The following is a 14,891-nucleotide window of genomic DNA, read 5'->3' as shown; positions in this document are numbered from 1 at the left end:
GACGCTTCCTTTGTACTCACCTCAGCACATCGGCTGAAGCTTTCCTCCGGGCTTCGTTCTTCATTCTTCGTTTCCGACTCTATCAGACTCTTTCGTGTCCGACCCCCAGTCAGCGGGGTTTGTCTTCCGGGCTGTTGGGCCCTTCCGACTTCCGAACTCTATCTGATTTCCCCGGCGATTCGTAATCGGCGCCTCGGAAATGAATTCGGACATGCCGAATTCGTTCCCAGTGGGAGATCGTGCTGAGTTGGGTGCCGCAACGAGGCGGCGGGATTCGTTACCCCCGAAACCTTCCGGCCCTGGGACAACTCGAAGAACCTTACGGATCCCCGGAGGCGGTGTCAACTCCGGTGGTCAGCTCGGGGACTGGAGGTCCTCGACCCGGTCCAGCAGCCGCGTGAGCATGTCGCCCAGCAGCCCGCGCTCCTCGGTCGAGAGGTCCTGGAGGAGGTCCTCCTCGAAGACCGTGGCCGCGCGCATCGCGTCCAGCCACTTGCTGCGGCCCTCGTCCGTGAGCTCCACGATCACGCGGACGCGGTTGGACTCGTCCCGCTCGCGGGTGACCAGTGACTCGGCCGTCATGCGGTCGATCCGGTGGGTCATCGCCGCCGGCGTGAGACCCAGCTGCTTCGCGAGCTCGCTCGGGCCCATGCGGTAGGGGGACCCGGAGAGGACGAGGGCCTTGAGGACCTCCCACTCCGCGTTGCTGATGCCCAGGGCTGCGGTCTGGCGTCCGTACGCGACGTTCATGCGGCGGTTCAGGCGGCTCAGTGCCGAGACCACCTTCTCCACCTGGGGGTCGAGGTCCTGGAACTCGCGCTGGTAGACGGCGATCTGCTCATCGAGGCTCGGCTCGTGGACGGGCGTAGTGCCGTCGGGGGTGTCACCCATGGGTCGAAGTATGGCACGAGCTCGTTGGCGTCTAACTCCTTCGGTGTGTAGAGTTAAGGATCGAAGTTTAGGAATGAAGTCTTCAGTCTTCAGCTCTCAAAGGCAGGTGAGAAGTGACCAAGGTGATGGGCGCTGCGATGCGGCGGATCCAGGCCGGGAACGCGCTGACCGCGTTCGGCATCGGTTTCACGGTTCCGTTCCTCTACATCTACGTGGCGCAGGTGCGGGCTCTCGGCTCCATGGCCGCCACGAGCGCATTCGTGGCGTTTGCTCTGGGCGCCCTTGTCGCGTTGCCCCTCACCGGACGGGTCATCGACCGCCGGGGTCCGGTGCCGGTCGTCATCGGCGCCGCCGTCGCGGCCTCGGTGGGCGCGCTCTCCCTCGGGCTCTCCACCGGCATCGTGCCCATCCTGCTCTCGGCCCTGGCGCTCGGCGCCGGGCAGGCCGTCATGCAGCCCGCCCTCGCCACGATGATCGTGTGGTGTTCGACGCCGTCCACCCGGACCCGCGCCTTCGCCACGCAGTTCTTCATGCAGAACCTGGGCCTGGGCATCGGCGGTCTCATCGGCGGTCAGATCGTCGACGAGAGCCGGCCCGGCAGCTTCACCCTGCTGTTCGGCATCGAGGCGGTGATGTTCCTGGTGCTGGCGGGGATCATCGCCACCGTGCGGATGCCGCACGTGGGGAACATCAAGGACGCGCGGCCCAAGGACCCGTCCCAGGCGGGTGGCGGCGCCTGGAAGCGGCTGCTCCGGCACAAGGCCATGGTGCGGCTGTGCGTGCTCGGCTTCGTCCTCTTCTTCGCCTGCTACGGACAGTTCGAATCGGGTCTCGCCGCCTTCGGCACCGAGGCCGCCGGCATCTCGCCGTCCACCCTGGGCTTCGCGCTCGCCGCCAACACCGGCGCGATCGTCATCGCGCAGTTCGTCGTACTGAGGCTGGTCGAGAAGCGGCGCCGGTCCCGGGTGATCGCGCTGGTCGGCCTGATCTGGACCGTGGCGTGGCTCATCGCAGGGTTCTCGGGGCTGGGGCACGGCAGCGCGATGATGGCCGCCGCCGCGTTCATCACGACGTACGCGCTCTTCGGCATCGGCGAGGCCATGCTGTCGCCGACCCTGGCGCCGCTGGTGGCCGACCTGGCGCCGGAGGGCTCGGTGGGCCAGTACAACTCGGCCTTCGCGCTGGTCAAGCAGATGGCGCTGGCGCTGGGGCCGCTCGGGGTACCGCTGGGCGCCGGCATTCCGATGCTCTACATCGGGGTCTTCGTGATCGTCTCGCTCGGGATCGCGTGGCTCGCGCTGCGGCTGGGTGGGCAGCTGAGCCCGGTGCAGGACAAGCCGTCGCTGGCCAGGGTGGTCGTGGCGCAGTCTCCGGCCGCCGCCGCCAGGGTTGCGGAGCCCGTGGCCGCGTAGGCAGCGTAGGTGCATGTGGTGGGCCCCGATCCGGTGGATCGGGGCCTTCGCGTTCCCGCTACTTGTCCGGGAGGGCGAACTCGCACCAGACGGCCTTGCCGCCGCCAGGCGTGCGGCGGGTGCCCCACGAGGAGGCGATGGTCGCCACGATCGAGATGCCGCGCCCGGTCTCGTCGGCCGGTTCGGCGCGGCGGCGGCGCGGGAGGTGGTCGTCCCCGTCGGTGACCTCGATGATCAGGCGGCGGTCGGTGCGGCGCAGTCGCAGGCGCATGGGCGGGGTGCCGTGCTGGAGGGAGTTCGCGACGAGTTCGCTCGCCGCCAGGACGCCGAGGTCGCACAGCTCGACCGGGAAGCGCCAGGAGGCGAGGACGCCCTGCGCGAAGGCGCGGGCGCGCGGGGCCGCTTCGATGCCGCCCAGCAGCTCGAGGGCGGCGTTGTGGAAGAGCTCGGCGTCCGCGCCGGTGCGGGCCGGCTGCTGGAGGACCATCACGGCGACGTCGTCGTCGTGGTCGGCGTCCACGCCGAGCGCGCGCATCAGCCGGTCGCAGATGACCGCCGGGGTGCCCTGCGCGCCGGAGAGGGCGCGCTCCAGGGCGGCGACGCCTTCGTCGATGTCCTCGCCGCGGCGTTCGACCAGGCCGTCGGTGTAGAGGACGGCGGTCGAGCCGGGGCCCAGCGCGATGGTGCCCGAGGTGTGGAGCCAGCCGCCGGTGCCCAGCGGCGGGCCGGTGGGGTCGGCGGCGCGGCGTACGGTGCCGTCCTCGTCGCGGACGAGGATCGGGAGGTGGCCTGCGGAGGCGTAGGCCAGCAGGCCCTCGTTGGGGTCGTGGACGGCGTACACGCAGGTGGCGATCTGGCTGGCGTCGATCTCGGCGGCGAGCCCGTCGAGGAGCTGGAGCACCTCGTGCGGGGGCAGGTCGAGGCGGGCGTAGGCGCGGACGGCGGTGCGCAACTGGCCCATGACGGCGGCGGCGCGGACCCCGCGGCCCATGACGTCGCCGATGACGAGGGCCGTGCGGCCGGCCCCGAGGGTGATGACGTCGTACCAGTCGCCGCCGACGGCCGCCTCCGTCCCGCCGGGCTGGTAGGTGGCGGCGATGCGGAGGTCGTCGGGCTGTTCCAGCTCCTGCGGGAGGAGGGAGCGCTGGAGGGTGACGGCCGCCTCGCGCTGGCGGCGCTCGCTGGCGCGCAGGCGCTCGACGGCCTCGGCGTGGTCGGTGACGTCGGCGAGGTGGATCAGGACGCCGGTGTGCTGCGGGGCGGCATCGTTCTCGCGCTCGCCGTCGCGCTCCCGGTCACCGTCCGTCTTGGGGAAATCGACCGGGGTGCAGGTGACGGTGTACGAGCTGGAGCCGCCCGGCGCGGTGCGGTTCTTGGCGGTACGGGACTTGCCGCTGCGCTGGACCTGGTCGAGGAGCGGGAGGAGGCCCAGTTCGCCCAGTTCGGGGAGGGCCTCGTGGGCCGGGGCGCCGGTGGTGCGGGCGCCGAAGCCCGAGGTGTAGGCGTGGTTGACGTAGGCGACGCGGTGCTCGGGGCCGTGCACGAGGGCGACCAGGGACGGGAGCCGGCCGAGGACATCCCGTACGGAGAGCTCGTCGAGGGAGGGCACGGCGGCGGGGGCGCCCGTACGCGGGGCGGTGGCCGGAGCGTTGCCCGTGCCCGAGCTCGGGCCCGTACCTGTGCCCGTGCCCGTGCCGGAGACCGTGGGATCGGCGGGGCGGCCGTCCGCGGCGGGCGTGGACCGGTCGGTTCCGGGGTCGGCGCGGCCGCCGCGGGCTGCCGGGACGGAGCCTTCGCTCCGCTTGGCCTGGGCGGCGGCGTGTTCGGTCCGGGCGGCGGCGCGGCGCTGCGTTCCGGGAAACCGGGCGCTCCAGCGCGTGAAGTTCACTGCGTTCAAGCCTCGTGGTGTCGCAAGTGGTCGCTGTGTCGCTGGTGGTCGGTCACTGGACGATGTCACTCTGTGCAGGTGTGAGCCCACCTATGGTCACACGTCCAGTGTGGCCGACCGCACTGACAACGTCAGCCCTGGCTGTCCTGCGGGGGGTTGGGGGCGGGGTTCGGCGGAGGGTTCTTCGGGCCGCCGCCTGCGGCCAGTTCGAATTCTGCCCTGGGATGTTCGAGAGAGCCTAGGGACACGATCTCCCGCTTGAAAAGACCGGAGAGGGTCCATTCCGCGAGGACGCGCATCTTGCGGTTGAAGGTGGGGACCCGGCTGAGGTGGTAGGCGCGGTGCATGAACCAGGCCGGATAACCCTTGAGCTTGCGGCCGTAGACGTGGGCGACGCCCTTGTGGAGGCCGAGGGAGGCGACGGAGCCGGCGTACTTGTGGGCGTACTCGGTGAGGACCTCGTCGCGCAGGGACGCGATGAGGTTGTCGGCGAGGGCCTTGGCCTGGCGGACGGCGTGCTGGGCGTTGGGGGCGCACTCGCGGGCGGGTCCTTCGGCGGCGGGTCCGGCGGTGATGTCGGGGACGGCTGCGGCGTCGCCCGCGGCCCAGGCGTGTTCGACCCCCTCGACGGTGAGGAAGGCCGTGCAGGCGAGGCGGCCGCGCTCGTTCTTGGGGAGGTCGGAGGCGGCCAGGATCGGGTGCGGTTTGACGCCGGCGGTCCAGACGACGGTGCGGGTGGGGAAGCGGGCGCCGTCGCTGAGGACGGCCACCCGGTTCTCGCAGGATTCGAGGCGGGTTTCCAGGCGCAGGTCGATGTTGCGGCGGCGCAGCTCGCGGACCGTGTAGACGCCCATTTCGGGGCCGACCTCGGGGAGGATCCGGTCGCTGGCCTCGACCAGCACCCACTTCATGTCCTCGGGCTTGACGTTGTGGTAGTACCGCGCCGCGTAGCGGGCCATGTCCTCCAGTTCGCCGAGGGCTTCGACGCCTGCGTAGCCGCCGCCGACGAAGACGAAGGTGAGGGCGGCGTCGCGGAGGGCCGGGTCGCGGGTGGAGGAGGCGATGTCCATCTGTTCGATGACGTGGTTGCGCAGGCCGATGGCCTCTTCCACGGTCTTGAATCCGATGCCGTAGTCGGCGAGTCCCGGGATGGGGAGGGTGCGGGAGATGGATCCGGGCGCGAGGACGAGTTCGTCGTAGGCGATCTCGGTGGCGCCGGTGCCTTCCTCGGCGGTGGCGAGGGTGGTGACGGTCGCGGTCCGTTTGGCGTGGTCGATGCGCTGGGCCTCGCCGATGACGATGCGGCACTTGTCGAGGACGCGGCGCAGCGGGACCACGACGTGGCGTGGGGAGATCGAGCCTGCGGCTGCTTCCGGGAGGAAGGGCTGGTACGTCATGTAGGGCTCGGGGGTGACCACCGTGACCTCGGCTTCGCCGGCTCTCAGCTTCCGCTGGAGCCGGAGCGCCGTGTACATGCCGACGTAGCCGCCTCCGACGACGAGGATGCGCGTCCGGGACGGGGTACCGGGGGCCGTGCCCCGGGAGTTAGCAGCCTTCACCGTCCCATGACGCAACGTGGCTGGGAGTTTGTCCACAGGCCCGACAAATTGTGTGACCGGAGGTGGTGCCGGGACGGGGCTGTCGGGAGCCTCTCGTGGGGGCGAAGGTTCGCAGGTCAAGGGGTGCGGAGGGGATGCCTCCGGGGGTACGGAAGGGAAAAGTGGGGGTGAATGCTCCGATCGGGCGGTGGTCGGTCCGGGGCTGCCTCTTCTGAATTGACTCTGGCTCAACTATGTTCGTATCTCGTCGAGGAGTAGGACCGGGCCACTGACCGTGGCCGCCTCGACATGAAGGCGGGGACTGTCTCCGGGGGGAGACAAATGATTACCGGGGGAAACATATGAACATTTCCGATTTCCATGCCTCTGCGACCAGCACTCTCTCGGTCGAGAACAGCGGTCGCGTCATCGCGGGCGGCGGCTCCGGCCCCACGCACGGTGTGGGCCGTTCCACGCCGCTGCGCGTCGACGCCCAGCGCAATCTCGAACACGTCCTGCGTGCGGCGCGCGAGGTCTTCGGCGAGCTGGGGTACGGGGCGCCGATGGAGGACGTGGCGCGGCGCGCCCGGGTCGGTGTCGGCACCGTGTACCGGCGCTTCCCGAGCAAGGACGTCCTGGTCCGGCGGATAGCCGACGAGGAGACCGCACGGCTGACCGAGCAGGCCAGAACCGCGCTGGGCCAGGAGGAGGAGCCGTGGCAGGCGCTCTCGCGCTTCCTGCGCACCTCCGTGGCCTCGGGCGCCGGGCGGCTGCTGCCGCCGCAGGTGCTGCGGGTCGGCGGCCCGGGCGAGGACGGCGTCGAGGAGCCGGAGGCGGCGCGGGTTCCGCATCAGCGCCAGGCCGGTGTGGCCACCGGGGCTCCCGATCTGCGGGTCGTGGGCGCGCGGACTCCGGCTGAGGACGAGCCGTCGGAGGAGGCGGGCGCCGGTGCGCTGCTGGAGGTGGTCGGCCGGCTGGTGGACCGCGCCCGGGAGGCGGGTGAACTGCGTTCCGATGTCACGGTGGCCGATGTACTGCTGGTGATAGCGACGGCCGCGCCCGCGCTGCCCGACCCGGCGCAGCAGGCGGCGGCTTCGACGCGACTGCTCGACATCCTGCTCGAAGGGCTGCGGTCCCGGACGGTGTGAGTGGCCGGTCCGGTCGGGGCGGGACCGGTCGGGGCGGCTGCGGTCGGGGCGGCTACGGGCTCGGACCGCAGCCGGCTCGGATGGTTGCCGACTCGGACCGCTGCCGACTCGGGCGGCTGCGGGCTCGTACCCGGTGGCTGTCAGTACGGTGATACGCCGAAGTGTGCCCGGACGAGTGGATGGTGTGGAGACGGGGCGGGCGTGCGGCCCCCGTGTGCCACGCTTGATCGGTGTACCGGTTGAGTGTGTCGTGCGGGTCGTGCGGGTCGTACGGGGGCTGCCGCGATGAGCGTTGACGGGCGGGAAGAGCCACTCGGTGGCGCCGGTGGCGAGGTCGAGGCGGGCAGCTTGCCCGCAGGGCAGGTCCCGGCCCAGCGTGAACCGGGCGGACGGCATGACGGTCCCTCGGCCACCGGCGGTTCCCGGGCCTTCCGTAGCCCCCGTGGCTCCGGGAACTCCGGGAACTCCGGAAGCGAGCCGCCGCCGTCCGACGGGGACTTCGTCGCCCGGATGCGTGGCGGTGACGACCGTGCGTACGAGGAGCTGTTTCGTCGTCACGCCGATGCCGTACGGCGCTATGCGCGGACCTGCTGCCGGGACGCGCACACGGCCGACGACCTGACCGCCGAGGTGTTCGCGAGGACACTGCAAGCGGTACGGGGCGGGGCCGGGCCGGACCAGTCGGTGCGGGCCTATCTCCTGACCACCGTGCGCAGGGTCGCCGCGGCCTGGGCGAAGACCGCCAGGCGGGAGCATCTCGTCGAGGACTTCGCGATGTTCGCGGAGCAGGCGACGGGCGCCGAGAGCGGCGCCGGTATGGCCGGGCTCTCGGGTGACGACACGCTCGAACTGGGCGCGGACGTCCGGGCGATGCACGAGGCCGAGCGGTCGCTGGCCATGCAGGCCTTCCGGAGTCTGCCCGAGCGGTGGCAGGCCGTGCTGTGGCACACCACCGTCGAGGAGGCGTCGCCGAGCGCGATCGCGCCGCTGTTCGGGCTGAGTGCCAACGCGACGGCGGTTCTGGCCAGTCGGGCGCGCGAGGGGCTCAAGCAGGCCTATCTGCAGGCCCATGTGAGTTCGGCGCTGAGTGAGGGCGGCGACTGCGCTCGGTACGCGGACCGGCTGGGTGCCTATGCGCGCGGTGGGCTGCGGATGCGGGCGGAGCGGGGGTTGCGCAAGCACCTCGAGGAATGCGCGAAGTGCCGGGTGGCCGCCGGAGAGCTCAAGGATGTCAACGCGGGCATTCCCGCGCTGCTTCCGGTCGCGGTCATCGGGTGGTTCGCCGCCGGGTACGCGGCCAAGGCGGCCGGTGTGGTGGCCGGTGGCGCCGTCGCCGCGGGTGGAGCGGGTGCGGCCGCGGCGGCCGCCGGTGGGTCGACGGCGGGAGCCGGTGCCGCGGGCGCGGGTGCCGCCGGGACCGGGGCCGCCGGGACCGGGGCCGCCGGGACCGGGGGCGCGGGTGGGGCTGCCGGCGGGGCGGGGGCCGCGGGCGGGGCCGGGGGCGCCGTGGCTTCCGAGGGGCTCGGGCTGCCGGCCAAGGCGTCGATCGCCGCCGGTATCGCGGTCGCCGCGGCCGCGGGAGTCGTGTTCGCGCTGGCCGGGGACGATCCCGAGCCGCAGGCACAAGCAATGCCCGTGCCCCGGGTGGTGGCTCCGGTCGTGCCCGTCCCGCCCGCGCCGGAGCCGAGCCCGACTGCGGTGGAGCCGCCGCCCGCACGGGCTTCCGTACCTCCGGCACGGGTCGTGGCCCCGTCGCCCTCGAAACCGGCCGCGCTGGCACCCGCGATGCGGGCGCCCTCCCCGTCGCCCAGCCGGCAGAAGGCTTCCCCGTCGCCCACGCCGTCTCGGTCGAAGCCCTCGGCGAAGCCGGTTCCGCAGCAGGGGTTCCCACTGGTCGGGCTCGTTCACTCGGCCTACGGGGATCACAGCGGGCCGGAGTTGCAGACCTGGCGGAGCAGTTGGGTGTGGCAGCGCTGGGGGCTGGTGATCGGCGACCAGCGGTTCGGGCAGGGGATCACCGTGAACTCTCGTTCCTCGGTGGAGATCGCCCTCAACCGGCAGTGCACGACCTTCTCGGCGCGGGCCGGGGTGGACGGCCTGTCGATGTTCACGGACGGCGAGCTGCGGTTCTCCGTGTACGCCGACGGTCAGCGGCTCTGGCGGTCGGCGGCGCTCGGGTACGAGGATGCGGCGGCGGGCGTGAACGTCTCCCTGAGCGGGCGCGCGACGGTGAGGCTGGTGGTGGAGCGGGACGGCCCGGGGCGGCTGCCGGCACTGGCGAGTTGGGCCGATGCGGTGATCAGCTGCCGGTAGCTCGACCGCGGGGCGGTTGGCCGGTACCGCCCCACGCGTCGCTGCCGCCGTGAGGCCCGTCGTACCGCTTCGGCGTGCCCGGCCGCGCTCCGTGCCGTGGTCACCCAAGCCGGCCGGCAGGCCCCGTCCGCCGCCTCGGCTGCCCGGTGGACCGGTGGCCGACGCGGCCCCCTGCGGGGTTCACCGCCCCGGCGAACGCCTCGGACGGGGGCTGAGGGGCTGTCCCGTAGTTCCCGGCGGCGCACGACGACGGCTACGGCACCTCGCCGCACTGCGTTCGCTGCGCTCACTGTGTCTCGGCTCCTCTTCGAGGACCTTGGAGGCCGAGCTGTCGCAACGGCCCCTACGTCCAGCATGAGGACGCCCCTCCGCGCCTTGCGGTGCAGCTCGGCATCCGAAGGATGAGGTGAAGGGCCGAGACGCAGCGAACGAAGCGAGTGCACTGCACCGGACGCCGCGCACTGATCCACCAGGGATTGCGGGACGGCCCCCAGGGAGCGTCGTCGCAGTAGCTCTCCCAGTTGCCTCCCGCGGACTCCGTCCGGGGGACGCGCTCGGAGGTACCCCCTGCCGCCCGCAGGGGGGCCGGCGGGGGGCTGGTGCGTGCGAGCGCAGGGGGGAGGAGGGAGTCCATACGGCGCATCGGCGACCGGCGACCGGCGACAGCGCGGCGAGCGTGCGTGCCGGACCCCGCCGGCCCGGCGGGGCTTTGACGACACGGCCTTAGTGCGGGGCCGGGCGGAGGCGGGGGACGCCTGGGGTCAGGCGGCCCAGGGGTTCTTGGGGTGGGGAGGGGACCGCGCGCCGCCGCGGGGAGGTGGTGCCCGTCCAGCAGGTGCCGCGGCGGGCGAGGAGGCGGCGGAGCCACAGTTCCATGGAGACCAGTTCCGCGAGCCCGTCGAGCGGGACCGGGCGGCCGTCCGCCGCGTCGAGCAGGGCCTGCTGGACGACCCTGGCTTCGATCAGGCCGGCGTCCGCGAGGAGCGGTGCGGTGAACAGCGACAAGAGGTCGCTCAGGGCGGCCCGCAGTCCGAGGCGGGTCGCCGTCTCGTTCGGGGTGTGGGCGGTGGCGCCCCAGCCGTGCGGGAGCTCCCGCACGCCGGCCGAGGACAGGACGCTGCGCAGGATCGCCGCCCGGGCCCCGGGCTGCACGCGCAGGGATTCGGGGAGGGCGCGGGCGGCGCGTACGACCTGGTTGTCCAGGAACGGGGCGTGCAGGCGCTGGCTGCGGACCTCCACGGCCTGTTCGAAGACCCGGTGGTCGGCGGCGTGGCGGGCGAGCAGGGAGCGGGCACGGGCCTCCCCGGGGCGCAGCGACAGCGGAGGGCGCCCAGCGGCGGCCGTAAGACGGATCGATACTTCCGCCAGGGCTTCGCCCGTCAGCCACCCGGCGGCCGGGCCGGGGCGGGACCAGGTGAGGGCGGCCAGGGAGGCGTCCACCGGCCCGGACACCCGCTCGGCGACCTGCCCTTCGCGCAGTCGGGCGGCGGCCGCTTCCATACCCGCGCGGTAGGTCGTACGGGCGAGGCGGCGGGCCGCGGAGTAGACGGTGAGCGGGACCAGCAGGGACTGGCCTTCCGCGGAGGCCGAACGGGCCAGGGCGGCCACCGGGCGCAGCAGGTGGCGTCGGCGGCGGTCCATCAGGAGGTCGGCCATGCGGGCCGGGTGGGCGTCGAGGACCTGGCGGGCGCCGTGGCCGGTGAAGTGGTCCGCCGAGCCGGCGGCCAGCCGGCGGCGGTCGCGGGCGGCGAAGACGAGCGAGGGGCCGGGTTCGTCGGTCAGGGGGCCGTCGAGTTCGGCGTACGGGAGGGCTTCCTCGGCGGCGGCCACGACGACGTGGCGCAGCCGCGGGTCGGCGGCAATGGCCCGGGCGCGTTCGAGTTCGGCCTCGCGGCCCTGCGGGGTGGCGAGGTCGTTGAAGGTGACGGCCAGGAGCCGTTCCCCGGCCTGGCTCAGGACGGTGCCCGGCGCCCCGGGCAGGCCGGCCGCGAGCAGGGCCAGGGTCGCGGAGGCGCTGCCGCCGGAGAGGTCGGCGCCCACACCGGCCGCCGGGGCGCCCCGGGCCGCGCGCCGGTCGGCGGGTCCCATTCCGGGCACCGGGCCGGGATCGTAGGGCAGGGTGTCGGGAGCATGCCGGGGGGCCGTGAGCCGGGCGCGCACCGCGTCCACCAAGGCCTCCCGTACGCCCTCCACCGCGCGCTCGGCGTCGGTCTCGGGGGCGGCGACCGCGAGCGAGGCCACCGACTCGTAGCCGGTGATCTCCCGGGAGCCCTCGCGCAGGATGAGCGCGTGCCCGGGCGGGATGCGCCGGACGCCCGCGTACGGTGTGCCGTCGCCCAGTGCCTCCGGGCTGTCGGGGCAGGCCAGCAGGGCCGCGAGATGGCCGACGTCGAGCTGCGCCTCGATGAGGTCGGCGAGGGGGAGCGCGGCGGTGGCGTACGCCGTCCCGCTCGCCCAGGGCGTGTAGAAGACGGGCCGCGCGCCGGCGAGGTCGCCGAGGACGGTGATCCGGCGGCCGGCCTGGACGACGGCGGTGTAGCTGCCGGACCACTGGGTGAGGTGGCGCAGGGCGCCGCCGCGGGCGGCGAAGAGGGCGCGGCGCAGTTCGGCGTCGGTCGCGCCGCAGCAGCCGAGGACGGCGAGCCGGGTGAAGGGGTCGGCGGGGTCGGCGACGACGGTGCGGATCTCGTCGGGGCGCCAGTCGCCGACGGCCCACAGGGGGTCGGGGTCTCCCCACAGGAGTTGGGCGCCGACGGGGTGGACGGTGCGTTCGGCGTCGTCGCCGGGGTCGTCCGGGTGGGCGGCGTCCGCGATGCCGCCGCGCAGGGGTCCGCCCGCGTCGCCGTATCCGCCGTATCCGGTCTGGCCGGAGCCGTGGCCGGAGCCGTGGCCCGACACGCGGCCGGCCGTGCCGAAGCTCGCGGCGATACTGCTCCAACCCACCAACCAGCGCACCGCCGCCTCCCCAGCCTGTGGGCACATGACCGGGGCACGGGCAGCACGGTCGGCGCTGAAGGCGCGGTCGGCGGGACCCCGGGTGGCTCGGGTCCATGCTGCCACGGGACAGGCGTGCGAGAGTGGTTAAAGGGGGCGCACATGCAAACGAACACGCCCCACGCACACGGTATTTGGCGTTCCGTTCCCACCGCCCCATAGGTCGGTTTCGGCCAATCTTCGGCCGTACTGAGAGCCGATGTGTGGCCCTGGAGTCCAGCACACGGGCGCGGTCCGGGAGGCGGAATCCGCCCCCCGGACCGTTCCGCCACCCGCGGGGATTGAGGCAGCGGCATCCCCCGGCCCACCCGATCCGCGCAGCGGGCCGACCCACGCACCGCACATCGAATCGCCGGGCCCCCGGACCGGCCAGAGCGCACGGGCGGGCGCACGGCCACACGGACGGAGCACGCGATGACACGTGCGCCCCGGGTCCGGGACCGGTCACGGCTGTGCAAACGGACAACAATCTCGCCATACGGAAGTCTGGGCCTTAACGCTTGGGAGGCGGGGAACTACGCTGGGTTTACGAAATGCCGGGCGCCTATGCCCCGGCGGCGTCTGCGTTCCGCGTGTGACGAGGGGTGGCGCATGTCCAGGGAGCTCCGCGAGCCCAATGAGAAGCTCGGCGCCGTCCTCGCCCTCGCGGGCATCAGCAACGCCGGACTGGCCCGGCGGGTCAACGACCTCGGCGCACAGCGCGGCCTGACGCTTCGGTACGACAAGACGTCGGTGGCCCGGTGGGTGTCGAAGGGGATGGTGCCGCAGGGCGCCGCCCCGCACCTGATCGCCGCCGCCATCGGCGCGAAGCTGGGGCGGCCCGTGCCGCTGCACGAGATCGGGCTGGCGGACGCGGATCCCGCGCCCGAGGTGGGCCTGGCCTTCCCGCGCGATGTGGGCGCGGCGGTGCGTTCGGCCACCGATCTCTACCGGCTCGACCTCGCCGGCCGTCGCGGCGGTGGCGGGATCTGGCAGTCGCTGGCGGGGTCGTTCGCCGTGTCGGCCTACGCCACACCCGCTTCGCGGTGGTTGATATCCCCCGCGGACGGCTCGGTGGCGCGCGAGCCCGCGCCTTCGGGCCCCGCGGCCTCAGCGCGCACCCCTGGCCCACCGGCCCCTCCGGCCGCCCAGGGGGCATCCGCGTTATCCGCCACCACCCCGCCGGTCGGCGGCCCGGCGGCGCCGCCGGCCACCGCCGCGCCCGCGCAGCGGGAGGGCGAGCGGGGTCCCGTGGCGTCCCCGCTGCCGCCGCTGTCACCGCCGCCGCCGGATCCGGCCCCGCAGCGCGTGGGCCACAGCGATGTGACCAAGCTGCGCGAGGCCGCCGAGGACGCCCGCCGCTGGGACTCCAAGTACGGCGGCGGGGACTGGCGTTCGTCGATGGTGCCGGAGTGCCTGCGGGTGGACGCGGCGCCGCTGCTGCTCGGCTCCTACACCGACGAGGTGGGCCGCGCCCTGTTCGGCGCGACCGCCGAGCTGACCCGGCTGGCCGGGTGGATGGCCTTCGACACCGGCCAGCAGGAGGCGGCCCAGCGCTACTACATCCAGGCGCTACGGCTGGCCCGCGCGGCCGCGGACGTACCGCTCGGCGGGTACGTGCTGGCGTCGATGTCCCTCCAGGCGACCTACCGGGACTTCCCGGACGAGGGCGTGGACCTCGCGCAGGCGGCCGTCGAGCGGAACCGGGGGCTGGCCACCGCCCGCACCATGAGCTTCTTCCGGCTGGTCGAGGCGCGGGCGCACGCGAAGGCGGGTGATTCGGTGGCCGCGGGGGCGGCGCTGCGGGCGGCCGAAGGGTGGCTGGAGCGGGCGCGGGAGGGCGACCCGGATCCGACCTGGCTCGGTTTCTACTCGTACGACCGTTTCGCGGCGGACGCGGCGGAATGTTACCGGGACCTCAAACTGCCCCGGCAGGTCCGGCGCTTCACCGAGCAGGCCCTCTCCCGCCCCACCGAGGAGTACGTGCGCTCGCACGGGCTGCGGCTGGTGGTGAGCGCGGTCGCCGAACTGGAGTCGGGCAATCTCGACGCGGCGTGCGCGGCGGGCACCCGGGCGGTGGAGGTGGCGGGCCGGATCACGTCGGCGCGGACGACCGAGTACGTACGGGACCTGCTGCACCGGCTGGAGCCGTACGGGGACGAGCCGCGCGTCGCGGAGCTGCGCGAGCGGGCCCGGCCGCTGCTGGTGGCGCCCGCGTAGGCGGGCGGGCACGGCCTCGCCAGGTCCAGCACGGCCCCCGCCCGGTCCAGCACGGTCCGGGCGGTCCGGTCCGGGCGTGGCGCCGCGCAGCCCCGCGTGGCGGCTGTGTCGGTGGCGGGGTGCAGTATGCAGGAGTGGGAGGTGTCGGCTTGGGCGGCGGCGGTAGAGGCAGGCTGAGCGGCGTGGGCCGAGTGGCGCGGGTGGCGCGAGTGGTGCGGGTGGACTGCGATGTGCTGGTGATCGGCGGCGGGATCGTCGGCCTGTCGACGGCGCACGCCCTGTCACGTCTCGCCCCCGGGACCCGGGTGGTCGTCCTGGAGAAGGAGACCGGCCCGGCCCGGCACCAGACGGGCCGCAACAGCGGGGTGATCCACAGCGGCATCTACTACCGCCCGGGATCGCTGAAGGCGCGCTTCGCGGTGCGCGGCGCCGCCGAGATGGTCAAGTTCTGCGCGGAACACGGGATCGCGCACGAGGTGACGGGCAAGTTGATCGTCGCCACGGAGCG

General features: G+C 73.5%; 9 protein-coding genes. 5 read left to right on the top strand and 4 right to left on the bottom strand.

Going from position 1 to position 14,891, the window contains the following annotated elements:
• Positions 1 to 354 precede the first annotated feature (354 nt).
• A complete protein-coding gene (locus ABZX75_RS33020; protein WP_355417520.1) occupies positions 355 to 891 on the bottom strand; it encodes a MarR family transcriptional regulator in 537 nt (178 codons plus the stop codon).
• A gap of 125 nt (positions 892 to 1,016) precedes the next feature.
• Here ABZX75_RS33020 and ABZX75_RS33015 point away from each other — a divergent pair, with 125 nt between their 5' ends.
• Positions 1,017 to 2,303 carry an MFS transporter gene (locus ABZX75_RS33015; RefSeq protein WP_355417529.1) on the top strand — a complete coding sequence of 429 codons (1,287 nt, stop codon included), beginning with the start codon at positions 1,017 to 1,019 and terminating at the stop codon, positions 2,301 to 2,303.
• Between the two features lie 58 nt (positions 2,304 to 2,361).
• Here ABZX75_RS33015 and ABZX75_RS33010 read toward each other — a convergent pair whose 3' ends face one another.
• Entirely contained in the window at positions 2,362 to 4,191 is a 1,830-nt protein-coding gene (locus ABZX75_RS33010) for an ATP-binding SpoIIE family protein phosphatase (protein ID WP_355417526.1), read from the bottom strand.
• A gap of 131 nt (positions 4,192 to 4,322) precedes the next feature.
• A complete protein-coding gene (locus tag ABZX75_RS33005) occupies positions 4,323 to 5,750 on the bottom strand; it encodes an NAD(P)/FAD-dependent oxidoreductase (RefSeq protein ID WP_355417517.1) in 1,428 nt (475 codons plus the stop codon).
• 341 nt (positions 5,751 to 6,091) lie between these two features.
• Here ABZX75_RS33005 and ABZX75_RS33000 point away from each other — a divergent pair, with 341 nt between their 5' ends.
• Both ABZX75_RS33000 and ABZX75_RS32995 read left to right on the top strand, forming a co-directional pair.
• Positions 6,092 to 6,877 carry a helix-turn-helix domain-containing protein gene (locus tag ABZX75_RS33000; RefSeq protein WP_355417514.1) on the top strand — a complete coding sequence of 262 codons (786 nt, stop codon included), beginning with the start codon at positions 6,092 to 6,094 and terminating at the stop codon, positions 6,875 to 6,877.
• A 285-nt stretch (positions 6,878 to 7,162) separates the two neighbouring features.
• The gene (locus ABZX75_RS32995) at positions 7,163 to 9,190 is read left to right on the top strand and encodes a sigma-70 family RNA polymerase sigma factor (RefSeq protein WP_355417511.1); all 2,028 of its coding nucleotides are present in this window, start codon (positions 7,163 to 7,165) and stop codon (positions 9,188 to 9,190) included.
• A gap of 723 nt (positions 9,191 to 9,913) precedes the next feature.
• Here the strand turns inward: ABZX75_RS32995 and ABZX75_RS32990 are convergent.
• Positions 9,914 to 12,145 carry an asparagine synthase-related protein gene (locus ABZX75_RS32990; RefSeq protein ID WP_355417508.1) on the bottom strand — a complete coding sequence of 744 codons (2,232 nt, stop codon included), beginning with the start codon at positions 12,143 to 12,145 and terminating at the stop codon, positions 9,914 to 9,916.
• Between the two features lie 630 nt (positions 12,146 to 12,775).
• Here ABZX75_RS32990 and ABZX75_RS32985 point away from each other — a divergent pair.
• Both ABZX75_RS32985 and ABZX75_RS32980 read left to right on the top strand, forming a co-directional pair.
• Positions 12,776 to 14,383: a sporulation protein gene (locus ABZX75_RS32985; protein ID WP_355417505.1), complete on the top strand. Its 1,608-nt coding sequence runs from the start codon at positions 12,776 to 12,778 to the stop codon at positions 14,381 to 14,383.
• A 173-nt stretch (positions 14,384 to 14,556) separates the two neighbouring features.
• A partial coding sequence (locus ABZX75_RS32980) for an FAD-dependent oxidoreductase (RefSeq protein WP_355417523.1) occupies positions 14,557 to 14,891 on the top strand: 335 nt, incomplete at its 3' end.

Source organism: Streptomyces sp. NPDC003038 (genome assembly GCF_040611115.1).
In the GTDB taxonomy this organism is placed as follows: Bacteria; Actinomycetota; Actinomycetes; order Streptomycetales; family Streptomycetaceae; genus Streptomyces.
This window is presented reverse-complemented; position numbering and strand designations above follow the sequence as displayed.